24 protein-coding genes are annotated in these 23030 nt (G+C 41.6%); 1 reads left to right on the forward strand and 23 read right to left on the reverse strand.

All coding sequences use genetic code 11. The annotated features are described in order from the left end of the window. Positions 1-11 precede the first annotated feature (11 nt). The 23 genes from MTN97_RS03050 to MTN97_RS03160 all read right to left on the reverse strand — a co-directional run bounded on the left by MTN97_RS03050 (position 12) and on the right by MTN97_RS03160 (position 22241). Positions 12-779, reverse strand: a complete 768-nt coding sequence (locus tag MTN97_RS03050; protein ID WP_248473660.1) for a protein phosphatase CheZ — start codon at positions 777-779, stop codon at positions 12-14. A 16-nt stretch (positions 780-795) separates the two neighbouring features. Further along, positions 796-1179, reverse strand: a complete 384-nt coding sequence (gene cheY, locus MTN97_RS03055) for a chemotaxis response regulator CheY (RefSeq protein WP_036981761.1) — start codon at positions 1177-1179, stop codon at positions 796-798. A gap of 40 nt (positions 1180-1219) precedes the next feature. Next, positions 1220-1930, reverse strand: a complete 711-nt coding sequence (locus tag MTN97_RS03060) for an RNA polymerase sigma factor FliA (RefSeq protein WP_248473661.1) — start codon at positions 1928-1930, stop codon at positions 1220-1222. Between the two features lie 26 nt (positions 1931-1956). After that, positions 1957-2817, reverse strand: coding sequence for a MinD/ParA family protein (locus MTN97_RS03065; protein ID WP_248473662.1), 861 nt, complete (start codon positions 2815-2817; stop codon positions 1957-1959). Further along, entirely contained in the window at positions 2810-4300 is a 1491-nt protein-coding gene (gene flhF, locus MTN97_RS03070) for a flagellar biosynthesis protein FlhF (RefSeq protein WP_138563540.1), read from the reverse strand. The genes MTN97_RS03065 and flhF overlap by 8 nt, the downstream gene beginning before the upstream one ends. A gap of 21 nt (positions 4301-4321) precedes the next feature. After that, complete coding sequence (flhA, locus tag MTN97_RS03075; protein WP_008112204.1) at positions 4322-6430, reverse strand: flagellar biosynthesis protein FlhA; 2109 nt, start codon at positions 6428-6430, stop codon at positions 4322-4324. A gap of 71 nt (positions 6431-6501) precedes the next feature. Continuing rightward, entirely contained in the window at positions 6502-7632 is a 1131-nt protein-coding gene (gene flhB / locus MTN97_RS03080; protein ID WP_248473663.1) for a flagellar biosynthesis protein FlhB, read from the reverse strand. A 9-nt stretch (positions 7633-7641) separates the two neighbouring features. After that, on the reverse strand, positions 7642-8421 hold the full coding sequence (gene fliR, locus MTN97_RS03085) for a flagellar biosynthetic protein FliR (RefSeq protein ID WP_248473664.1): 780 nt from the start codon (positions 8419-8421) through the stop codon (positions 7642-7644). Positions 8422-8423: 2 nt separating this feature from the next. Then, entirely contained in the window at positions 8424-8693 is a 270-nt protein-coding gene (locus MTN97_RS03090) for a flagellar biosynthetic protein FliQ (protein ID WP_010387922.1), read from the reverse strand. Positions 8694-8734: 41 nt separating this feature from the next. After that, on the reverse strand, positions 8735-9475 hold the full coding sequence (gene fliP, locus MTN97_RS03095) for a flagellar type III secretion system pore protein FliP (RefSeq protein WP_013465552.1): 741 nt from the start codon (positions 9473-9475) through the stop codon (positions 8735-8737). Between the two features lie 4 nt (positions 9476-9479). Next, the gene (gene fliO / locus MTN97_RS03100; protein ID WP_010387917.1) at positions 9480-9863 is read right to left on the reverse strand and encodes a flagellar biosynthetic protein FliO; all 384 of its coding nucleotides are present in this window, start codon (positions 9861-9863) and stop codon (positions 9480-9482) included. Beyond that, entirely contained in the window at positions 9860-10258 is a 399-nt protein-coding gene (gene fliN / locus MTN97_RS03105) for a flagellar motor switch protein FliN (protein ID WP_013465554.1), read from the reverse strand. The genes fliO and fliN overlap by 4 nt, the downstream gene beginning before the upstream one ends. 20 nt (positions 10259-10278) lie before the next feature. Continuing rightward, on the reverse strand, positions 10279-11370 hold the full coding sequence (gene fliM, locus MTN97_RS03110; protein ID WP_248473665.1) for a flagellar motor switch protein FliM: 1092 nt from the start codon (positions 11368-11370) through the stop codon (positions 10279-10281). Between the two features lie 9 nt (positions 11371-11379). Next, the gene (fliL, locus tag MTN97_RS03115) at positions 11380-11886 is read right to left on the reverse strand and encodes a flagellar basal body-associated protein FliL (protein ID WP_248473666.1); all 507 of its coding nucleotides are present in this window, start codon (positions 11884-11886) and stop codon (positions 11380-11382) included. Between the two features lie 57 nt (positions 11887-11943). Then, a complete protein-coding gene (locus tag MTN97_RS03120; protein WP_248473667.1) occupies positions 11944-13755 on the reverse strand; it encodes a flagellar hook-length control protein FliK in 1812 nt (603 codons plus the stop codon). Positions 13756-13842: 87 nt separating this feature from the next. After that, positions 13843-14289, reverse strand: coding sequence for a flagellar export protein FliJ (gene fliJ / locus MTN97_RS03125; RefSeq protein ID WP_008112186.1), 447 nt, complete (start codon positions 14287-14289; stop codon positions 13843-13845). Then, positions 14289-15623 (reverse strand): flagellar protein export ATPase FliI, encoded by a 1335-nt coding sequence (gene fliI, locus MTN97_RS03130; protein ID WP_008112184.1) that lies wholly within the window; start codon positions 15621-15623, stop codon positions 14289-14291. Before fliI ends, fliJ begins: the two co-directional genes overlap by 1 nt. Before the next feature lie 18 nt (positions 15624-15641). Continuing rightward, complete coding sequence (gene fliH / locus MTN97_RS03135) at positions 15642-16445, reverse strand: flagellar assembly protein FliH (protein WP_248473668.1); 804 nt, start codon at positions 16443-16445, stop codon at positions 15642-15644. Between the two features lie 3 nt (positions 16446-16448). Beyond that, positions 16449-17489, reverse strand: coding sequence for a flagellar motor switch protein FliG (gene fliG / locus MTN97_RS03140; protein ID WP_036981734.1), 1041 nt, complete (start codon positions 17487-17489; stop codon positions 16449-16451). Continuing rightward, the gene (gene fliF / locus MTN97_RS03145) at positions 17482-19197 is read right to left on the reverse strand and encodes a flagellar basal-body MS-ring/collar protein FliF (protein ID WP_036981730.1); all 1716 of its coding nucleotides are present in this window, start codon (positions 19195-19197) and stop codon (positions 17482-17484) included. The genes fliG and fliF overlap by 8 nt, the downstream gene beginning before the upstream one ends. A 20-nt stretch (positions 19198-19217) precedes the next feature. After that, positions 19218-19550, reverse strand: a complete 333-nt coding sequence (gene fliE / locus MTN97_RS03150) for a flagellar hook-basal body complex protein FliE (protein ID WP_016899229.1) — start codon at positions 19548-19550, stop codon at positions 19218-19220. Positions 19551-19707: 157 nt separating this feature from the next. Further along, the gene (locus MTN97_RS03155; RefSeq protein ID WP_248473669.1) at positions 19708-21132 is read right to left on the reverse strand and encodes a sigma-54-dependent transcriptional regulator; all 1425 of its coding nucleotides are present in this window, start codon (positions 21130-21132) and stop codon (positions 19708-19710) included. Next, positions 21129-22241: a sensor histidine kinase gene (locus MTN97_RS03160; protein ID WP_064662613.1), complete on the reverse strand. Its 1113-nt coding sequence runs from the start codon at positions 22239-22241 to the stop codon at positions 21129-21131. Before MTN97_RS03160 ends, MTN97_RS03155 begins: the two co-directional genes overlap by 4 nt. 129 nt (positions 22242-22370) lie before the next feature. On the opposite strand from MTN97_RS03160, the gene MTN97_RS03165 reads away from it, so the two are divergent. Next, entirely contained in the window at positions 22371-22973 is a 603-nt protein-coding gene (locus MTN97_RS03165; RefSeq protein WP_248473670.1) for a DNA-3-methyladenine glycosylase I, read from the forward strand. Positions 22974-23030 lie beyond the last annotated feature (57 nt).

A 23030-nucleotide genomic window follows, 5' to 3' on the forward strand; every position in this document is an offset into this window, starting at 1 on the left:
GTACTCCCCTATTAGAAGCCCAAACTTGATAATAGATCATCAACTTCATCTTGATCAGATACAACATCATTACGCGATTCTTTATCAATAATAGGCCCTTCAGGACCTGCTAGTGTTTGTGCAACAATGGGATCTTCTATTTTTTCTGGTTGTTCAGTGGGTTCAACCTCCCCACCTTGCGCTGCAAATGCAGTTAAAAGGTGAATTAAACTTTCTTCCACTTCACGGACAAGTTCAATAACACGGCGAATAATCTGACCGGTTAAATCTTGATAGTCTTGAGCCATCAGCACATTAGTCATCAGCATTTGTAACTCATCGGTTTTGTGATGAGAACTGCTCATAAACTTATCAATACTATGGCAAAGTGATTTAAACTCACCAAGCTCTATTTCGCGGTTCATTAAACGATCCCACGTTGGCTTGATATCAGCTATTTCGTCAGCGATTTCTTGTGCTAATGGTAAGCTTGCTTCAACCGCATCCATTGTCTTATTGGCTGCGTTTTCTGTCATTTCCATGACATAGTTAAGGCGTTTTTTTGCGTCAGGGATGGCATCAGTGGTAATGTCTGTTAAACGCGTGTCTAACTCGAAACTTTTTAAAGCTTCGTGCAGTTGACGCGTCAACTTTCCCACCTCAGCAAATAAATGTGATTGCTCTTGTGAAGCTGTTTCTAAAATTAACTGATTCGCTTTATCTTGCTCACCATTTTCTAAAAAAACAACTAACTGGCGAGCTTGTTCTAAAGTAATCTGAGGCGCAGCAGGTGCTGACATAAGCCTCTCCCTCTCATTAACCTAAACGTTCGAACACTTTTTCTAATTTAGTTTTCAATGTACTTGCAGTAAATGGTTTAACAATATAACCATTAACACCTGCTTGGGCCGCAGCAATTATTTGTTCTTTTTTAGCTTCTGCTGTAACCATTAAAACAGGAATATGCTTTAATTTTTCATCAGCTCGAATTGCCCTTAAAAGATCAATACCTTGCATGCCTGGCATATTCCAATCTGTTACAACAAAATCAAACGCTTGATTTTGCAACATAGGCAAAGCAGTTGACCCGTCATCTGCTTCTTGAACATTGGTAAAACCTAAATCGCGCAACAGATTTTTAATAATACGTCTCATTGTTGAGAAATCATCAACAACAAGAATTTTAATGTTTTTATCCAAAACATCCTCCAGTGAGGCCTGAACCTTTATTTACTTACTTCTAGTTTATCCAGTCATTGATTTTTGCTTTAAGCTTAATCATCGCCTGACCATGTATCTGACTTACACGCGATTCACTTACATCGAGTATATGCCCAATTTCTTTTAAATTCATCTCATCGTTATAGTACAAAGAAAGCACCATTGCATCTTTCTCCGGTAACGACTTTATTGCACTGAGTAAAGACTCATTAAACCGTTCATTTTTAACATTATTAAACGGTTTGTCTAGTGCTAAATCTTGGCCATGGGGTGTAATCACATCGTCATCTATACCAAGGTCTTCAATGCCTAACACTTTGCTTACATTTACATCGTTTAAAATATGATGGTACTCATTTAGCGAAATTTCAAGTTTTTCAGCAACTTCACTATCTTTAGGTTCACGGTTTAAACTGTTCTCAAGCGCAACAATAGTCTCTGCAACCAAACGGCTTTTTCTGTGAACTGAACGTGGAACCCAATCGCCTCGGCGCATTTCGTCTATCATCGCACCACGAATACGAATACCGGCGAAGGTTTCAAAACTTGCACCTTTGCTTGGATCAAAGTTTTTTGAAGCTTCAATTAAACCAATCATACCCGATTGAATTAAATCATCTAGCTGCACACTGGCCGGTAAACGAGCAATTAAATGGCACGCCACTTTTTTGACTAATGAGGCATGCTTTTCAACAATCATATTTAAATTCTGTGTTGACTGATATCCCATAACTCTATTCACCGGTATTGTCATTGTTAGTTACTAACTAGTTTCTCAATGAAAAACTCTAAATGACCCGAGGCTTGGCTAGGTGTTGGCCACTTAGCAATTTTTGTAGCCAGTGTTTTAAAAGCAATTGCAGCAGGCGACCCAGGAAAAATCTCAACAATTACTTTTTGGCGGCGCGTTGATTTGCGCATATTTTCATCATATGGAACCGTTGCAACCAACTCCATTGATATATCTAAAAATCGGTCGGTAACCTTTGAAAGTTTAGCAAATAATTCCTGCCCTTCACGTAAGCTACGCACCATGTTGGCAACAATTTTAAATTTGTATACGCCGTGCTCACGGCTCAGTACTTTAATGAGCGCATAGGCATCGGTAATTGATGTTGGCTCATCACATACCACCACAACCACATCCTGTGCGGCACGAGAAAAGCTCAATACCATGTCAGAAATACCCGCAGCGGTATCAACAATTAAAATATCAAAATCAGTGTTAAGCTCGCTAAATGCACGAATAAGTCCAGCGTGCTCTGAGGGTGATAACTCAACCATACTTTGCGAACCCGATGTTGCAGGTACTATTTTTATACCTGCAGGGCCTTCAACTAAAATATCTTCAAGTTCACACTCACCTGATAAAACATGAGATAAATTGCGCTCTACACGCAGTCCAAGCATAACATCACAATTAGCTAACCCTAAATCAGCATCTAAAACCAGCACACGTTTGCCTTGTTGGCCTAGCGCGATTGCCGTATTAAGGGATACGTTTGTTTTACCTACTCCACCTTTGCCGCCGGTGACAGCGATAACTTTTACGCCGTTATTATTATTGTTGCTCATTTTGCGAAGGCCGCTTGCTTGATCTAAAACTGTGTTAATCATACATCTCTACTGTGCTCGACGCCACTGATTGGTGTCGTGATTGTTGTGCTTTTATTCTTTTCAAATACAATTGCTCAGCTTTTTTTACTAGTTTTTCGGCATTTGCCACTCTAATATCTTCTGGTACTCGCTGGCCGTTAGTAAGATACCCTATTGGGAGACGATTTTGAATCGCAATACTAATAATCTCACCTAAACTCAATGACTCATCTAACTTAGTAAAAATACATCCACTTAGCTGTACTTTTTTAAAATGCCTTACTGTTTCTTGTAATACATTAATTTGTGCTGTAGCACTTAATACTAAATAACTACGTATATCTACACGCTGATTACGCATTAAGGTATTAAGCTGCTCAGTTAAACGCAAATCTCGCTGACTCATTCCTGCTGTATCAATTAAAACTAGGCGTTTATTTCGTAAATGGTATAAAACTTCTGCTAATTCATTTGCATCTTTGACTTGTTTAACGCCACAGCCAATAATTCGACCATAGGTTGCTAGCTGCTCATAAGCACCAATACGGTAGGTATCAGTCGTAATAAGCGCTACTTTATCGGCACCGTATTTTTGTGCACCCAATGCTGCCAGTTTTGCAACTGTGGTGGTTTTACCTACCCCTGTTGGGCCTACTAGTGCATAAACACCACCTTGGCGAAGAATTTCGTTGTTAGTGGTTTGCATTTGATCTTCAACCATATTCAATAAGGCTTTCCAACCTTGTTGGCGAGATACATCGTCGGGTACAAAGCATGCCATTTGCTCAGCAACCTCTTTATCTATCCCCATACCCACTAAACGGTCAATCATGCATGCACGGGTTGGATCGCGACGTGCCATATCTTGTTGCATTAAACCTGATACTTGATGTTCTAGTAATTGACGAATTGCGTTCATTTCTTCGCGCATAGTGCTTATATCACTCGACTCGTTTTGCATAGTTTGCTGACGAGGTGCACTCGGTGAGTCTAAATCGTCAAAACCACTGTCTAAATCATCAAAACCCAAGCTATCAGCTTGAGTACGAGGACGTGCAGGTGCGCTTGGTTCACGCTCAAACATATTTTTAGGTCGAGATTGGACAGGCTCTTGTTCTTGATAGTGACCAGAAGTGTCAATGCCAGAGTGTGAAAACATTGACGCAAGCTCTGCTGAACGAGGACGGGGAGATTGACGTTCTAATAAAGCTTGTAAACTATCAGCTACCTTTGCTTGTGGCTTAGGTTGAGCACGTTGTGGTTCTGGTTTAACAAAATTATGTGAGCTTTGCTCAGTATGTGCAAATGAAGCGCTTGCAGCAGGTTGGCTTTGAGTCTGCTCTGGCGGTTTTGTCGCTGCTTTGTCGTAATCAACTGCAGCAACAATTTCAACGCCATTAGCTAGTTTTTTATTTGACATAATAACCGCATCAACACCGAGCTCTTCTTTTACTTCTTTTAGTGCAGTGCGCATGTCTTTAGCAAAAAAACGTTTAATTTTCATAATTCAAACCCCTTTAAAATCTTATTGTTGGCCTACAGAGCTGACAATCTTGATCTGTCTTTCATCTGGTATCTCTTGATAAGACATCACTCGCAATCCTGGAATGGTGTATTTAACAAATCGAGATAACACAGTGCGTAACATTCCTGACGTTAGCAATATTGAAGGTTCACCGGCCATTTCTTGATTTTGATGCGCTTCATTCAATGATGTTTGAAGTCTATCAGCAAGCCCTGGTTCTATTCCGGCACCTTCATCACCTGCATTTTGAAGTGACTGATGCAACATCTGTTCCAACTCAGGCGCCAAGGTTATGACAGGGATTTCAGAAGACATACCAACAGCATCTTGAACGATTAATCTACGCAGTGATATTCGCACTGCAGCCGTTAATACATCTGGGTCTTGGCTCCGAGGGCCATACTCAACAAGGGTTTGAACAATTGAGCGCATATCTCGTATTGCTACCCCTTCATTTAATAAATTTTGTAGTACTTTCACGATAGTGGTCAGCGGTAATACCTCAGGTACAAGTCCTTCAACTAAGCGAGGGTGACTCTTACCTAACATATCTAATAAGTTTTGTACTTCTTCATGTCCGAGTAATAATGCGGCGCTATTGGTGAGTAACTGACTAATATGGGTTGCCACCACGGTAGCCGAATCAACCACCGTGTAACCTAAAGACTGTGCTTCATCTTTTTGATCAGGTTTTATCCAAACTGCATCTAAACCAAACGCAGGATCTTTAGTTTCAATTCCTTTTAGCGGGCCAAATACTTGGCCTGGGTTAATCGCTAATTCATCACCATGTTTAAGTTCCCCCTCACCACTTGATACACCCATCATGGTTATGCGGTATGCATTTGGGTCGAGTTCTAGATTATCGCGTATATGCACCGGCGGCACTAAAAAGCCCAGCTCTTGAGATAGTTTTTTACGCACTCCTTTAATACGGTTTAACAGCTCGCCACCTTGTGATTGGTCAACGAGAGGAATGAGTCGGTAACCGACTTCTAGACCAATAACATCAACTTGTTGAACATCATCCCAACCCAGTTCTTTTTGCTCTTGTTTAGCCGCAATTCCGGTACCTGAGGCGGCATTTTCGGCTTCTTCTGCTTCTGCAGCGGCTAATTTCAGTTTATTTTGCTGAGTATAGTATGCAAGGTAACCTAAAAGCGCCCCTAAGCTTAAAAATGCAAGGTGTGGCATACCTGGGACTAAGCCCATAGTAATAAGGATACCTGAGGCAATAAATAACGACTTTTCGTTACCTAATTGCTTCTTAAACTGATCGCCCATGTTGTGCGATTCATTTTGACGGGTTACAACAATTGCAGTACCAATTGAAAGTAGTAATGAAGGTAATTGCGCGACTAAGCCATCACCAATGGTCAATAGTGTGTACACTTCCATAGCGCGTGAAAAACTTAAATCGTGTTGGATCATGCCAACAAATAAGCCACCCACAATATTGATCACTAAAATGACTATGCCAGCAATAGCATCGCCTTTTACAAATTTACTAGCACCATCCATAGAACCATAAAAGTCAGCTTCACGGGTTACTTCCTCACGACGTTCTCTGGCTTGCTCGGCACTGATAAAACCGGCATTCATATCTGCATCTATGGCCATTTGCTTACCTGGCATAGCATCTAGAGTAAAACGCGCTGATACTTCTGAAATACGACCAGCACCTTTGGTGATTACCACAAAGTTAATGATGATCAGAATTAAAAACACCACCAAGCCCACGGCGTAGTTACCACCGATTACCACTGAACCAAATGCTTCAATGACTTTACCTGCGGCATCCCCACCGTTATGGCCCTCAAGCAGTACCACCCGGGTACTGGCCACATTGAGTGCTAAGCGCATTATGGTTGCGATTAACAGCACCGCTGGGAACATACCAAACTCAAGCGGCTTCATGGTGTATACGGTGACCAGTAATACAACTAACGCAAGCGCGATATTAAACGAAAATAATATATCAAGCAGGAATGGAGGCAGTGGTAAAATAACCATGCCCAGCGCAGCCAACACCAAAAGCGGTGTACCAACGCCCTTCGCATATTCTTTTTTATCTTTATTAAGTTGTTGTAATACCGCTTTAAATTCCATAACTCTACAATTTCAAAAAATTGACACTACGCTGAAATTGCAATAACTATTCCAAGTTAGTTGGTTAGCAGTTAATACTTAAATTCATCGGGGATAGGCAGCTTTTTATTAAGGGCAACAGGGCGTTTTCCACGGCCTTTTTTAAACCGTTTAAGCTGAAACACATAAGCAAGCACTTGAGCAACCGCAGTAAAGAGCTGATCGGGGATTTGCTCACCCACTTCTGCAGTATGATAAAGCGCTCGGGTTAAAGTTGGAGACTCAACAATAGGCACTTCATTACCCAATGCAATTTTACGAATTTGCATGGCGAGCTCATCCACACCTTTGGCTAATACAATAGGCGCGCCTGCTCGCTCTGTATCGTATTTTAAGGCTACGGAATAGTGAGTAGGGTTGGTAACAATAACATCGGCATCAGGAACATCCTGCATCATTCTCTTTTGCGACATTTGACGTTGGGTTTGCCTGATACGCGCTTTGATTTGCGGATCACCCTCAGAGTTTTTATATTCATCTTTTACTTCTTGCATCGTCATTTTAAGCTGTTTGTTATGGCTATAACTTTGAAATGGCGCATCAATAGCTGCAATAATAATTAAGGTGCAAGATAACCCTAAAAACATCCAGGCTAATATTTCCAAAGCATGCACGATATTGCCCGGCGCACTTTCTATACTCAAATGTAATATTTCATCAAAATAAACATTAATTAAAAAGATAGCGAAGGTTGCCACTAGGCCAAACTTTAATAATGACTTAAGTAGCTCAATAGCCGCTTGCGGGCCAAACATCCGAGTAAAGCCTTTCATTGGCGACATTTTACTGGCTTTGGGCGCTGCTGCCTGCCAGCTAAAATTAAAGCCGCCAAGCATGGTGTTACCAATAAACGCAGCCAGTACAATAATAAGTACAAACATCGACATAGGAAATAATAGTACGTCAGCAACATCCCCCCACACCGCAAACATTTTTGTGGTGTCGTAGGTTTCATTGCGATTAAGACTAAGCATTCTGCCCATAATTCGATACAAGCCTTTGCCAATTTCAGGGCCATACATTAATAAAGAAATAGCTGAAAAAATGAGTACAAACATAGTACCTAGCTCTTTAGAACGCGCTATTTGGCCTTTCTTTTTGGCATCATCAACTTTTTTGGGCGTGGGTTCTTCGGTTTTTTCTTGTCCTGAATCTTCAGCCATTACGCTCTCCTAAGGGGAACAACCAACTAGAGTACACATTAGCTCAACCATTTTTAGCCATTGGAACTCAAACTGAGTGATAAAGTTACCGAGGGTAGCCCAAATAATAACGAGCCCTGCCACTAAGGTAAACGGAAAGCCTATAGAGAAGATATTTAACTGTGGGGCAGCACGGGTCATGATGCCAAATGACATATTAATTACAAGCATGGCCGTTAATGGCGCTAACGAAAGCACTAGTGCAGTGGTAAACATCCAACCACCCCATGTCACTATGTCCCAATAATGATCAACCGCCCACCAATTACCATCAATGGGCAATACCTGAAAACTATGTACCACCATTTGAATCATCATTAAGTGGCCATTAAATACAAAAAATAATAAGGTAGCTAATATTAGATAAAATTGCCCCACTGCAGGCACACTCATCCCATTAGAGGGGTCAACAACAGATGCAAAACCTAAACCGGTTTGCATAGCAAGGATTTGCCCGGCTAACACAAACGTATTGAGCAGTAGTGTGGACGCAAAACCAATTGCGACACCAATCAACATTTGTTGGAGTACCACTAAAATCATTTCAAAAGAAAATAGATTAGTAAATGTAGCAGCAGGAAGAACAGGAACAACTAAGAAGGTGACCACAACAGCCAAGCCCATTTTTATTCGAGAAGGGACGTTTTTTGCGCCAATACCCGCCATGATCATGATCATAGAGCTGATGCGCACTAAGGGCAGTAAAAAATCACTTAACCATTGAATGACAACGGAAAATGGAAATTCCATTGTTAACCTGCAATTTCGGGGATAAGCAGCACTAAGCGATTAAAAAAGTCCATTAGCTCTTGAGTAAACCAATGTCCTCCCACAATCAGGGCACTGATGGTGATTAATAAACGCGGTAAAAAACTCAGTGTTTGTTCGTTAATTGAGGTTGCTGCCTGAAACACAGCCACAACCAACCCAATAATTAAGCCAGGTACCACAATGGCAGACACCAGCTTAATCACTAAAAATAGGGCTCCACTTAAAATATCAACAAATACTTCAGGTTCCATGGACGACTCCTAGTGTGGTTGGTTCAATGAAGAGTGCACAACTACGTGCCCAAGCCAAAGCTTTTAGCGAGTGTACCCATCACCAAGCTCCATCCATCAACCAATACAAACAACATAATTTTAAACGGTAGCGACACAATCATGGGCGATAACATCATCATACCCATGGCCATCAATACCGATGCAACCACCAAATCGACAATCAAAAAGGGAATAAAAAACATAAAGCCAATAATAAAAGCGGTTTGTAACTCACTGGTCACAAACGCAGGAATAAGCACAACCATTGGCGTTGCTTCAGGCGAGTCAAGCTGATCGTAACCTGCTATTTTAGCAAAGGTTTCTAAATCTTTTATACGTACCTGTGAGAGCATAAACGCTTTCATTGGCTCTTTGGCTAAATCAAGTGCTTCAAGTGACGTTACTTGTTCACTTAAATACGGTTCGATAGCGCGCTCATTTATTTGCTCATAAATTGGCGCCATAATAAAAATACTTAAAAACAGCGACATACCTAGTAATACTTGGTTCGAAGGCGTTTGCTGCAAACCAATGGCTTGGCGCAAAATAGCTAAAACAACAATAATTCGAGTGAAAGAGGTCATCATGATAATGGCGGCTGGAATAAAGCTCATAGCCGTCATGATCGCCAACACTTGTAGCGTCACTGAGTAGTCTTGGGTGCCATCGGCATTAGTGGTGATCGTCAGCGCGTCTATCCCCTCGGCATTGACCCCTGGGACGAACACCATGGCAAATAGGAAAAGCAGCCATTTAGTCATAATATTAGTTCTTTTTATTTTGATTAAGTTGCGGATTCAACATTTTGCCAAACCGCTTCGCTAATTCTGGTAACTCTTTTTCTGTTAGGGGGGTTTCTAACTTGTGTAGATAATTAATACTGTGTGGAGTAACCCCTAATAGGTGCTGTGCATTATCTATTTCAACCACCATTAAGCGCTCACGTGATCCCAACGGAAGACTGCGGATCACTTTAAACTCATCGTTATTGGTTAAATTTGGATTGAGCTTTTTTACAAAAAAAGCCAACACTAAAATTAACACTACCACCACACCTAACGACATAACCATTGAAATAATGTCTGTGGTGGGTGTTGCAGCATCGGTAGCTGCAAACACTGAATTGCTTAAACCAAGTAATGCTATCATCGTAATTTTTTGATCCGTTCAACCTGACTAATTACATCCGTTAAACGAATACCGAACTTATCGTTCACCACAACCACTTCGCCATGCGCAATCAAAGTACCATTAACTAAAACATCGAGCGGTTCGCCGGCAACCCTGTCAAGCTCAACGACCGAACCTTGGTTAAGTTGTAATAAATTACGAATATTAATTTTAGAACGCCCTACTTCCATCGAAATAGTAACGGGAATGTCTAAAATAGTATCGAGTTTACGTTTTTCTTCACCGCTGAGTTCATGCTTTGAATCATCAAGCTCATCAAGCTCGGTTACTTTGACCTCAGGACTATCGTCAGTGCCTTCAGCTTCAGCAAGTGCTGCTGCCCATTCGTCCATTGTATCTTGATCATCGCTCATACTTTTAACCTTTTAATCAATTACCAGTCTAAGTCTACACCGTTTGAAAGGTGTAAATCATCTTCTAGTTCTGCTAATTCTGCATCTGAATCAATTTTTTTGCCGCCTTTGGTAAAGACATGTAGCTCAGATTTAACTGAATCAGGGCGTTTAATTTTTTCACTAATTTGTAGCGCAACGTTATCGCGTGAACGACCCATTTTAGCTCTAAATGTAGGGAGTTCTTCCACAAATACGGTAATATGCTCAGGCATTTCAACTGGAATTATATCCCCGGCTTTGAGATCCATTATTTGTTTTAAGCTTAAATCAACTTCAAGTAGCTGGGTCGATAAATCAACTTCTACGTCCATTATTTCGTCACGAAGCGCCTTACTCCAACGTAAATCGGTATCTTCAGTATCAGACTGAACACCCGCATCCAATAGCTCTCTGATAGGTTCGAGCATTGAATAAGGTAGCGCAATATGGAAGTCTCCCCCGCCACCATCCAGCTCAATATGAAAAGAGCTGATAACCACTACTTCGGTTGGGCTAACAATATTAGCCATCGCAGGGTTTACCTCAGAATCGAGGTACTCGAACGACACATCCATCACCGGTGCCCATGCTTCTTTGTAATCTTCAAAAATTATTTTCAGCAGCATTTGCACGATTCGGCGTTCTGTTGGGGTAAATTCACGTCCTTCAATTTTGGCATGATAACGGCCATCGCCACCAAAGAAGTTGTCTACCAGTATAAATACTAAGCGTGCTTCCATGGTAATAAGGCCGGTGCCTTTTAGTGGACGAAAACGCACCATATTCAAACTCGTTGGTACAAACAAGGTATGTATGTACTCACCAAACTTGATCATTTGCACGCCGTTAATTGACACCTCAGCGGTGCGACGCATCATGTTAAATAAGCTAATTCGCATGTGACGGGCAAATCGCTCGTTAACAATTTCAAGTGTCGGCATGCGACCACGCACGATGCGATCTTGCGAAGAAAAGTCGTACTGTAGTGTACTTCCCTCACCATCTTCACCGTCGTGTGTATCTTCCTCTTCGACTTCATCGACACCATGTAATAGTGCATCAATTTCGTCTTGGGATAATAAATCGCTCACACTGGCCCCTTATTGCATCACAAAGCCGGTAAATAGTACCCGCTCAATTACTTTATTCCCTTCAACATCCATCATAGCGGCCTGTACTTTATCAAGTGCAGTAAAACGCAGTGTTTCTTTGCCTACACTGGTGCTAAGTTCATCAGCCGTTGTCATGGAAAACACACTCAGGAGTGTGCCTTCAATCAGTGGAATGTGTTTTTTAGCCGTTTCTTCATTATCATCGCCGCGCACTAACAATTGCACTTTAATCTGTACAATTCTATCGCGACTAGCCCCTGGCACATTAAAAATAAACGGTCTAGGCATCGCAACATATAAAGCAATGCCAACCGTTGCCGAAGAACTTGTTGGCGCAGCAGCATCTGCAAGGGTTTCTACTGGCTCATCACCACCTGATAATAAAAAGTACCCTGCCACAGCGCCAACAATAAGTAATACAGCGGCAATAATTATTATGAGTTTGCTTTTACTTTTACTTACTTCTTCTATTTCTAAATTAGTATCTTCAGCCATTGTATTTCCTTTATTTGCAAAGGTATTTGCTTGTTTTAACTATTATAATAGCAGGACTTAGGCATAGTAATCTATTGATGATGACGTTTGTTGTCCAGAACCCTGTATTTGCTTATCTGGTTGCTCACTATTTGTCTCATCTGTAGAGCGATTATTGGCCATTTGCCCTTGTGCATCACCTTCTTGTTGCTGTGCTTGCTCACCTGAGGAATCACCGTAAGAAATACTGCTTTCACCTAGTTCTAAACCTTGCTGCATCAGCATTTCTCTAAGCCTAGGTAACGACTGCTCCAGCGCTTCTTTGGCTTGCTGGTTTTGCACTACAAAGTTGATTTGTGCTTGCTCAGCATCACTTCTAATACGAATTTGCATGCTGCCCATTTCTGGCGGATCTAGGCGAATTTCAGCTTCTTTATTATTAATACTTAACATTGAGCTAACCCGCTCTTGTAGCATTTTTGCCGCATCACTTTTAATAATGTTTAAAGCCTGTAACGTGGCAGGATCAATGCTTACTTGTTTCGCTTGTGCTGTACTTTGTAACTGTCCTGCTTGCAAGCTTTGCGCTTCAATAATAGCTTGTTCGTACCCTAAAGTATCGTATTTAGCGAGACTACTAAGCGACTGTTTGTCAAATATATTAATGATCTGAGAGAAAATTTGTGCTGCACGCGGTGGCATTTGCTCAGCATTAGTGCCGCGCATGCTCTCTTTTTGTAATGCGTCTAACTGTTTGGCAAGCTCTTCAGGGTTATCAGCTACCGATTTTGAACTCTCTAATTTTAGCTCAGGTTTTACATTGGCTGATTCAGTACCAGCCTGTGCTTTTGGCGCTATTGCTCCCGCCAAAGCATTATTTGAAAATAGTGGCTTATCTTTGGCGCTAAACAAGCTGTCCGCGTTAATCGCGGTTTCTAAATCACTGATTACTCCTTTTAGCGAGGTAAGTTCTTTCGTTGATAAAGATTCATTTTTAACGTAACCCTGCAACTGATTGAGTAAGGCCTGTTTTTCTGAGGTAGTTAACGTACTTATTTGTGCATTAATGGTCTGCTGAGGTGTTTGCGGCTTCTCACTTTCACTCACATACTTACTGAGTAATTGCTTTAAATCCGCTAGGTTATCTTTATTAATTGGCTTGCTCATCGCATTAAGCTCAGTGGCTAACTCACCTTGCTGAGCAGGTGTTAAATTTGCCAATAATTTATCTGCTTTAATGGCATTATCATCTTTTGATAACAGCGCCAAAATTGATGAGTCTAATGATGATTTTACGGTTGTGGTATCAGTCGGCTTATCGGATGGTTTAGCAGCCGCGAGTTCATTTGTAACAGCCTCATACTGTCCGGTTGGGGCAGCTGTAGCTAAAGGTTTCGTGTCAAGCTGTGAAGACTCAGCTGCAGTTTTGCTTGCTGATTCAGAACCTACAGTCTTTTGTGACTGCACAATGGCCGTATCATCAACAATTTCATCACTTGGTAAATTAATAACAATAGGTGCCAGCTTATCTTCAGGCTTAGCGTTTATTTTAACAGCGTCTTTGTCTATTAACTGCGCACCACCATGGAGGTTATTTTTTACTGAGGTATCGATGACTTGTGCCGCATTAATTTGCGCCAGCATATCTTCACCGCTCAAAGGCTTTTCTTCGCTACTTTGTTCTTTTAGATCGGATTGTTCATCTGCTGATTGTTTGTTTGGCGCTTTAGCTTGCGTACTGTGTGTTTCAGAAGCTTGGTTAGCAAGGGCTAATTGATCAAAAAAGCCAGCATCATTACTGCTATCTAGCTTTGTTTTATCACTGTCTTTTTTAACTAAGTATGAGTCTTGCTCAGATACCGCTAACATTGAAATATCATTTATCGCCATAAATCACCTAATAAAAGCGGCAACAGCCCACCGCACAATCCTAAAAATCATTGCTCTTGTAGAATCTAAGCAATTAGCATGCCTACCTTATAGTGCTTTATGCCTTTGATAAAACTGATTAGAGGAAAATTCATCGAGCATTTTTTGCTCACTTTTAGCGGCCAACATATCCGCTTTTATCTGTTGTTTTTCAATTAACTTAGCAACCGCTTTCGCTTTTACTTGTTGCTTTAACCACAAGGTTTTACGCTGGCTAACCACCTGCTTTGCAGTGTTAACAGTGCTTGCTTGTTGACGTATCGCTTCTTCAATCTTAGCAATGAATGCATGATACTGACTAAATCCGGCACTTGATAAACCCGACTGCCCCTTAATATGAAGTTGCTGCGTGTATTCAAGTCGAAAGTCATTTAAGCCCTGCAGCTTTTGCTGATTTACTTGCAAATTTTGATTAGCTTGCAAGTAGCTCATGCGTAACGTTTCTTCTTTTTCGTTTTCAAGCCTGAGCAACAAATGCAGTTTATTTTTTGCCATTATGCTTGTCCTAATAATTGCGCTAGCCCTTGAAGGCCATCATCATAGCTAATCACATCACGCATCCCTTGTTGTAAAAATGCGTTCACTCTTGGCATCATGTTTATCGCCTGATCGAGCATTTGATCACTGCCTTTTTGATAAGCGCCCAAGGTGATCATGTCTTTGTTCTGTTGATACATTGAATACACTTGCTTAAGCACCCTAGCTTGTTGCATGTGCGATTCAGACACCACTTGAGGCATAACTCGAGAAATCGATTTTTCTATGTCAATGGCAGGATAATGGCCGCTGTCGGCTAAATCACGCGATAAAACAATATGTCCGTCAAGTATGGCACGTGCAGCATCAGCAATCGGGTCTTGCATGTCATCGCCTTCACTCAGTACGGTAAAAAAGGCAGTAATAGAGCCTTGCCCTTCCCCGCCATTACCCGCTCTTTCCACCAGCGCAGGTAATTTAGCAAATACTGAAGGTGGGTAGCCTTTTGTTGCAGGGGGCTCACCCACAGCCAGCGCGATTTCACGCTGTGCCATAGCATAACGCGTCACCGAGTCGAGTAATAACAATACGTTTAAACCTTGATCTCGAAAATACTCTGCAATGGTTACCGCACTTTCGCAGCCTTTTAATCGCATTAATGGTGAGGCATCAGCGGGGGCTGCAACAACAACTGAACGTTTACGCCCTTCAACACCCAGTATTTCTTCAATAAATTCTTTTACTTCTCGACCACGCTCACCGACTAAACCCACTACAATCACATCGGCTTCACTGCCTCGGGTCATCATGCCTAATAATACTGATTTACCCACACCAGAGCCTGCAAATAAACCCATACGCTGGCCTTGGCCGACAGTAATCACCGAGTTAATAGCACGTACCCCCACATCCATAGGCTTACTAATGGGGCGTCTTGCAAGAGGGTTTATTGCATTTTGAGCAAATTTGAGTGTATGTTCTGCATTAATTTTACCTAAGCCATCTAAAGGTCGGCCTAAGCCGTCTACCACTCGACCAAGTAAGCTCATGCCAACAGGCAAACCAGTGTCATTAACTTGGGGGATAACTCGCGCACCAGGCAGTACACCTGAAATGTGGTCGTTAGGCATTAAATACAAAGTTTGATCGTTAAATCCAACAATTTCAGCGTCAACAAAGCCGTTCATTGTTTCAATTTTACATTGGCTGCCTACCGGAGCGCGCAGACCTTTAGCTTCCAGTGTTAAACCAACCACACGCGTTAAAACTCCCGCGACTGCAGGCGCTGGAATTTTAATATGCCGTTGGTATTGAGATAAGCGTTCGCTTAATGAAGTATCGCTCACAGACATAACACGCCAATAAAAAAGTTAGATACCACTGTTATGCAAAAAGCTTTCCAACGTTTCTTTGACACGGGTTTTCAAGGTCATATCTAAAGATGATAACGTTGTTTTAACTTCACAACCGCCCCGCTCTAGAGTGGGTTCTGCAATTAATTGCCAATGATTATCTTCAATAGCTTGTTCACCATAACTGGCTTTTATCAGCGTTAAGTCATCTGGATGAAGATGAATTCGAACTTTTTCTTGTTCTACATTAAGTGCATCAATGCTTTTTTTCAAAGTATGTAAAATAATATCAGGTGATGTTTTTACTTCTTGATAAATAATCGCTTCACTGAGCATAGTGGCTAGCTGTACCAGCTGTTTTTCTGCTTGCTCGTCCACTTTTTTAAGCGGGTCGCTTAAACTATCTAGTAAGCCACGCAGGCTGGTCAACTGCTCATCAATTAATGGTTTAACGTCTTCTTGGCCTTGTGTTTTACCCAGCTCTACACCTTCTTTGTAACCCGCCTCTTTACCCTCGGTTACGCCTTTGTCAAAGCCATCTATATAGCCTTGTTCGTGCCCTTGTTTAAGGCCTTCTTCGTAGGCATCTTGGCGAATACGCTCCAGCTCTACCATAGTTAATGAAGGCAGCTCTGGTTCTTCCGGTTCTTCTACTTGTTCTTTTGCTATTTTTTTACGGTATAGCTCGGCTAAGGGTGTGCCATAAGCCGTAGAGCGATTGCCAAAACTTCGCTCATCGGGAGAAACATCAGGAATTGGCCAATTTTTTAATAACTCATCAGCTTCATCTGCATGTAATGGGCGACCTTTAGAGTGACTCATAGTTTATAAGAACTCCTCACCACCGCCACCACCAAGCATAATTTCACCTGAATCTGATAGACGACGAGCTGTTGACAGTATTTCTTTTTGCGCCGCTTCTACTTCACTAATGCGCACAGGAGCCATAGCCTCTAAATCATCAGCGAGCATTTCAGCGGCACGTTTTGACATGTTACCCAAAATTTTCTCTTTAAGGGCATCGTCGGTCCCTTTAATGGCTTTCATTAATACATCTTGCGGCACTTCACGCAGGATTGCTTGAATGCCTCTGTTGTCTACATCCATTAAGTTTTCGAAGACAAACATTAAGTCTTGAATTTGTTGCGACATTTCTTCGTCATGCTCACGGATAGAATCCATTAACTGCCCTTCAACATTGGTATCGAGGTAGTTCATAATATCTGCAGCCGCTTTTAAGCCCCCCATCTTCGCAGCTTGTGCGCCTGCTTGACCAGCAAATTGTTTTTCCATAATTTCGTTTAATTCTTGTAAAGCTGCTGGTTGTACTTCTTCTAAATTGGCAATACGCATGGTTAAATCTAGGCGCACTTTTTCAGTAAATTGCGCTAAAATTTCAGCTGATTGTTCAGGCTCTAAATAAGAAAGCACAATTGTTTGAATTTGCGGGTGCTCATTACGAATAATGTTAGCTACCTGCTTTGAGTCCATCCATTTCAATGAATCAAGACCTTTAGCGCCTGAGCCCATAACAATTTGGTCTATTAAGCTGGCGGCTTTATCTTCACCTAATGCAGCAGTAAGTGCTTTTTTGATAAAATCTTCAGACTGAAAACCTATCGTACTAAAGCTCTGAATTTGTTCAATAAATAAATTATGAACTGCGCTAATTTTAGCTTGCGACAAATCATCGATTGCCGCCATAGCCATACCTACCTTTTGCACTTGTTTTGGCTCTAAGTGCTTTAGGATTTGCGCTGCATCTTCTTCAGATAAGCTCAGCAATAATATCGCCGCTTTATCTACACCATCGAGCTTATCAACATCAAACGCCGCTGGTAGTTGTTTTTGTTCTTGATCAGTCATCTTCTGTTAACCACGCTTTCACTACTTGTGATGATAGTTCTGGTTCATTGGCTACAAGGGCACGAACCGCTTTGAGTAAGTCTTCGTCGCCATGTAGGTCTGGTAAGCGTAGTGTACCATCGCTAGAGAAGCCAACAGAAGCAGAATCAAAGTCATTATTTAGCATATCTAATGTGCTGTCACCAAGGTCAACACCTGAACTAAGAGAGTCTTCATCGTATTCTTCAAGTGTATTATCTGGGTAAATTAAGCGTTTAAGCATAGGTTTAACAACAGCTAGTATCAGTACAATAATAACCAGCGCACCTAACACTAAGCGCAACATTTTCATAAACCAGTCTTGTTCCCATAAAGGCAATTCAAAATCAAGCGCTGAGTCTTCACGAACAAATGGTACGGTTACTACTTCAAGAGCATCACCCCGTTGCATATCAAAGCCTACGCCACCTTGTAACAAGCGACGAATATTTGACAAAGCTTCTACCGAGCGTGGCGTCATAGTTGTTTCACCATTTTCACCCACCGTAGGCAGGTAATCAACCGCTACAGAGACACTGATTCTGCGGATCACACCGGTTTGCTGACGCTTATGTGAAATAGTGGTATCGAGTTCATAGTTACGAGTGGCTTCTTTGTGAGTTCTACTCGGTGAGGTTGCAGTGCCTGCACCGCCCGCCATCGCATCTTCAGGAATAGTTGAGTTAACTGGTGGCTGATTAGTCAGCGCGCCTGGAATACCAACCGCTAGGCCACCAATATTATTTTCTTCAAAGGTTGTTTCACTTCTTACCGCAGGTAAGTCTGGGTTGTAACGTTTTTGTGTTTCTTCTACCGCACTAAAGTCCATACTTAAATCTACTTGTGCGGTGTAATTACCTAATCCAACCACGGGGATCAAAATACTGTCGATTTTTTCTAGGTATTCTTGCTCACGTTTACGTTCAATATCGTATTCTTTACGTGAGCGTGCAGCTAAAGAGGTTTGCGAGCCTGAATTTAATAAGCGACCATTTTGATCGGTCACAGTAACGCGCGAAGGCTCAAGCCCTTGTACCGCTGAAGCTATCATATCAACAACCGAGTCAACTTCCTCGCCATCTAGAGAGCGACCGCGTTTAAGAGTAAGTACAACAGTCGCAGAGGGTTTTTTCTCTCTACGGGCAAATACATTTTCTTTGGGAATAGCTAACAATACTTTGGCGCGAGTAACATTATTTAGCTCTTCTATAGTACGGGCAAGTTGTTGCTCACGGCCATGTTTAAGGCGCTCACGTTCTAAACGCTGGCTTACCCCAAACCCCATGTCTTGCATAATAATGTCGCTACCTGATGTAGGCCCTTGATCTAAACCTTCACGGGTCATCAATAACTTGATATTTTGATATTCAGTTTCATCCACCGAGACCACATTGCCATCAAGTTGGTAGTCAATTTTTTGTGCATCTAAAAAGTCGAGTGTTTCTATTAACTCTTCAGTTTGCATTTTACCTAAAGGGCGCATATCTGGCTGACGAGCCCAAATAATAACGAAAATAGCAATGGCTAAACAAATAGCTAATGCAACAATCAGGGTAATTTGACGTAAAACATCAACACCGCCAAGAGAACTGAAATAGCCTGATTTTTGCTCTTGTTGATCTTCGTTTTCACTTTGCTCCATCATGCCATCAGCAAGTGCCAGATCTGTAGATTGATTAGATTGCGCCACAATAATTCTCCACTACCTAGTTAAACAGGCATGTTCATAATTTCTTTATAAGACTCAACAAGCTTATTACGAACCTGTACCGTAGCTTCAAATGCCACAGAAGACTTTTGCGAAGCAATCATAGCCTCGGCAAGTGATACGCTTCTGTCGCCATTCTCTACCGCTTTTACTTTTTGTCCTGTGTCTTGCTGAAGTTCATGCACTGTATTAAGGGCATTACTCAACATGTCACCAAACTGTGCTGTAGAGGTTGATTGCACTTGCGTTGGCAAGTTATTAACTTGATTACTACGTGTGGCCTCTGCAGCCATTGATTGCATTTCTTGAAATAAAGCACTGTTTTGAATTTTCATAATTGTCTCTGATAATGCAGTAAACTCTTAAAGTGAATAAAGCACAAAACATGCCAAAAATTAAAACTAATTAAAACAACGCTTTAAGTAAAATAATTAAGCAGTCAGAGTTTTGACAGCCCTAAATTCAAGTGATTGAACTTAGGGCTTATGGGGATTATGCTGGGAGGGAAATACCTAAATCACGCATTTGTGCTAATTTGTAGCGTAAAGTACGCGGGCTAATACCTAAGGTTTCGGCGACCTCTTTGCGTTTTCCTTGGCAGCGTGCCAAGGTTTCTAAAATAATACGATGTTCTTTATCTTTAAGCTCATCTTTGTAACTACCAGTATCGACGGCTAACAAATCATTTTTTTGCTCATCTGCAGGCGCTGCTTTTTCATCATAATAAGCGTTACTGAGACTACTTTTTACAGGCTCAATGTCAGCTTTAGTTTCTGCAACAAAATGCGTTGGGGCTAGATTTTCGATAAAAATAGCATGCTCATCAATACTATTTCCACTGCGTAAAATTAATGCTCGCTGGATAACGTTATCTAGTTCGCGTACATTCCCGGGCCAACTATGGCTAAGCAGTTTTTGCTCTGCACTGCTATCTAAATACGCCATTGGCTCTTTGCTTTTACTTAAGTGACGTTCAATCAAATGTTTAGCCAACACAATAATGTCACCTGGGCGCTCACACAGAGGTCGCCACAGTAAAGGGAAAACATTGAGTCGATAATATAAATCTTCGCGGAACTGATTTTCAGCAACGGCCTCTTTTAATTCGCGGTTACTGGTTGCAAGCACACGTACATCCAGTGCAATGGTTTTACGACCACCTAAACGCTCAACTTCACGCTCTTGTAGTACACGTAACAGCTTGGCTTGCAGGCCTAAATCCATTTCGGTGATTTCATCAAGTAAAATAGTACCGCCCTGTGCTTGTTCAAACTTACCAGGGCAAGCTTGAATAGCACCGGTAAACGCGCCTTTCTCATAACCAAATAAAGTGGCTTCGAGCATATTTTCGGGAATAGCCGCACAGTTAATCGCTACAAACGGTTCGTTACAGCGTTTTGATTTGTCATGAATATAACGCGCCAGTACTTCTTTACCAGAGCCACTTGGCCCAAGCACCATCACACTGGCATCTGAACGAGCAACTTTACCTGCAAGTTCAAGTAGTTGAATACTACTAGGGTCGGCAACAATAGGACCGTCTGTTTCTTTTTCTTTTTCTGGTAAGTAACGACTCACCATATTCAATAGCACTTCTGGTGCAAATGGCTTAGCCATATAATCAATCGCGCCTAAACGCATAGCCTCTACAGCATCATCAATAGTGGCGTAGGCCGTCATCATTAGTACGGGTAAATCAGGGTAATTTAATTTAATACTACGTAATAAATCCAAGCCGCTCATTGCGCCCATTTGTACATCACTGACCACCAATGAAAATGCTTCTTTTTTTAGTAGCACCATGGCTTGCTCGGCACTATTGGCGGCCATACAGGCTATACCTGACATTTCAAGCGTATCAATTAATGCTTCACGAAGTCCGGCGTCATCTTCTACAACTAAAATAGTGTTACTCATTGTGACTCCCCTAATTTAGATGTGACACTAATAGGTAGCAACATACTAAAAATTGCTCCCCCTTGTGGGTTGTTGTCTGCTTCAACACGTCCCTGATGTGCACTGGCCACTGAACTTACAACGGCAAGTCCTAAACCAGTACCTTGGCTTTTAGTGGTATAAAAGGGTTCAAATATTTTTTCAGTTTGTGCTAAATCAAGCCCAGGGCCATTATCACTAACACTAATGCGGACATAATCAGGGTCTTGCATATCACGCAAAGCACTAAGATGTACTTGTGCGCCACTGCCAATGACTTGAATACTGTTGTGAATTAGGTTTTGAATTGCGCTTGCCAATGCTGTTTTATTACCCATAATTTCAATATCGGGTTCAGGTAAGCTCACATTTAATTCGCTATCATTGAGCGCTACCATAGCATCGGCACCGGTTTTAACTTCACTTAGTAGCTGTTGCATCGACACTTGCTCAACCACTTGCTGATCACCACTTTTAGCAAATAACAGCATGTCGTTTACTTGGGTTTCTAAATCTTTTAAACGTGACATTAATTTAGTATGAAAACTGCCGCGAGACGCTTCGGGTAAGCGTTTTGAGCCTAAATTTGCAGCATACAACATAGCCGCTGATAACGGTGTGCGTACTTGATGAGCCAAAGACGCAACCATTTTACCTAAGGCACTTAAACGCTGCATATGCGCGACTCGCTTTTGTAAGCGTCGGGTTTCGGTTAAATCGGTCATTAGTATAAGTTGCCCAGGCTCAGGCGCGAGTGCAGTAATATCGAGCTTTATTAAGCGTCCATCTTTTAACGACACTTCATGACCATCATCTTGATGAGGACGAAATGAGCGCTGAATAACGCTAAACCACTTCTCTCCTTCTAATGGCTCGCCGAGCATATCGATAGCTATTTGGTTTGCCTTAGCGATCATTCCTTTACCATCAAGTACAATCACGCCCGCAGGCATGGTATCAACCAGATGAGAGAGCCAACTTGCTTGTTGACGCAAATCACTCAACTCACCAACATACTCCTCTTGCAGTAAACATGGGTTATACTGATTAGCAGAAATAAACTGGGGTTTTAGCACACTTGCAAGGGCCATAATCAACTCTCTAAAATAATGTAGATATACTGGATAATGCACAATATGTACCAAAATTATTTACCAGTAAATTCAATAGATTAAACCGTAAAAATACGTGTCGTAAAAATGACGCGCAAAGGAAAATGCATGAATAAAGAAACTCAGTGCCGTTGCCCATGGTTAGATACAACAAAACCTGACTATGTGGATTATCATGATCATGAATGGGGCGTACCTGTGTATAACGATCACCTACTTTTTGAGTTTTTGACATTAGAATCGGCACAAGCGGGGCTCAGCTGGTACACCATATTAAAAAAGCGCGCTAATTATAAAAACGCCTTTGCCAACTTTGATGTAAATAAAGTAGCGGCCTTTACTGAGCAGGACCTAGAAACATTAATGCAAAATGAGGGAATTGTTCGCAATCGCTTAAAAATAGCCGCAGCAATTAATAATGCAAAGTGCTTCATTGCTATTCAAAAAGAGTTTGGCAGCTTTAGTGATTACCAGTGGCGGTTTGTTGGTAATAAACCTCAGGTAAACGATTTAGAAACACTGACCGACTATCCTGCAGTTACTGAAGCATCAACGTTATTTGCAAAAGATTTAAAAAAGCGCGGTTTTAAATTTTTAGGCCCAACCACAGTGTATGCCTACATGCAGGCCTGTGGAATGGTTAACGATCATAGTAATAACTGTTTTAGGAAGGAAGAAGTTAAAAAGTTAGGGTTAAAGGTTAAAGGTTAAAGGTTAAAGATGTATGGACTCCCACCCAATAATTGGAGTACGGTTTTAATTCGACCA

This window comes from Pseudoalteromonas sp. 2CM36K, from assembly GCF_023161865.1.
GTDB classification, from domain to species: Bacteria; Pseudomonadota; Gammaproteobacteria; order Enterobacterales; family Alteromonadaceae; genus Pseudoalteromonas; species Pseudoalteromonas tetraodonis.

Coding starts and splice junctions, on each gene's coding strand:
- fliN (WP_013465554.1), bottom strand. CDS start 10,258: ATGAGCGATGATCAAGATACAATGGACGAATGGGCAGCAGCACTTGCT.
- fliP (WP_013465552.1), bottom strand. CDS start 9,475: ATGACTAAATGGCTGCTTTTCCTATTTGCCATGGTGTTCGTCCCAGGG.
- flhF (WP_138563540.1), bottom strand. CDS start 4,300: ATGAAAATTAAACGTTTTTTTGCTAAAGACATGCGCACTGCACTAAAA.
- MTN97_RS03155 (WP_248473669.1), bottom strand. CDS start 21,132: ATGAGTAACACTATTTTAGTTGTAGAAGATGACGCCGGACTTCGTGAA.
- MTN97_RS03160 (WP_064662613.1), bottom strand. CDS start 22,241: ATGGCCCTTGCAAGTGTGCTAAAACCCCAGTTTATTTCTGCTAATCAG.
- fliG (WP_036981734.1), bottom strand. CDS start 17,489: ATGACTGATCAAGAACAAAAACAACTACCAGCGGCGTTTGATGTTGAT.
- flhB (WP_248473663.1), bottom strand. CDS start 7,632: ATGGCTGAAGATTCAGGACAAGAAAAAACCGAAGAACCCACGCCCAAA.
- fliI (WP_008112184.1), bottom strand. CDS start 15,623: ATGTCTGTGAGCGATACTTCATTAAGCGAACGCTTATCTCAATACCAA.
- flhA (WP_008112204.1), bottom strand. CDS start 6,430: ATGGAATTTAAAGCGGTATTACAACAACTTAATAAAGATAAAAAAGAA.
- fliJ (WP_008112186.1), bottom strand. CDS start 14,289: ATGGCAAAAAATAAACTGCATTTGTTGCTCAGGCTTGAAAACGAAAAA.
- MTN97_RS03060 (WP_248473661.1), bottom strand. CDS start 1,930: ATGGGATATCAGTCAACACAGAATTTAAATATGATTGTTGAAAAGCAT.
- fliO (WP_010387917.1), bottom strand. CDS start 9,863: ATGATAGCATTACTTGGTTTAAGCAATTCAGTGTTTGCAGCTACCGAT.
- MTN97_RS03120 (WP_248473667.1), bottom strand. CDS start 13,755: ATGGCGATAAATGATATTTCAATGTTAGCGGTATCTGAGCAAGACTCA.
- fliR (WP_248473664.1), bottom strand. CDS start 8,421: ATGGAATTTCCATTTTCCGTTGTCATTCAATGGTTAAGTGATTTTTTA.
- fliH (WP_248473668.1), bottom strand. CDS start 16,445: ATGAGTCACTCTAAAGGTCGCCCATTACATGCAGATGAAGCTGATGAG.
- fliE (WP_016899229.1), bottom strand. CDS start 19,550: ATGAAAATTCAAAACAGTGCTTTATTTCAAGAAATGCAATCAATGGCT.
- MTN97_RS03050 (WP_248473660.1), bottom strand. CDS start 779: ATGTCAGCACCTGCTGCGCCTCAGATTACTTTAGAACAAGCTCGCCAG.
- MTN97_RS03165 (WP_248473670.1), top strand. CDS start 22,371: ATGAATAAAGAAACTCAGTGCCGTTGCCCATGGTTAGATACAACAAAA.
- fliL (WP_248473666.1), bottom strand. CDS start 11,886: ATGGCTGAAGATACTAATTTAGAAATAGAAGAAGTAAGTAAAAGTAAA.
- MTN97_RS03065 (WP_248473662.1), bottom strand. CDS start 2,817: ATGATTAACACAGTTTTAGATCAAGCAAGCGGCCTTCGCAAAATGAGC.
- MTN97_RS03090 (WP_010387922.1), bottom strand. CDS start 8,693: ATGGAACCTGAAGTATTTGTTGATATTTTAAGTGGAGCCCTATTTTTA.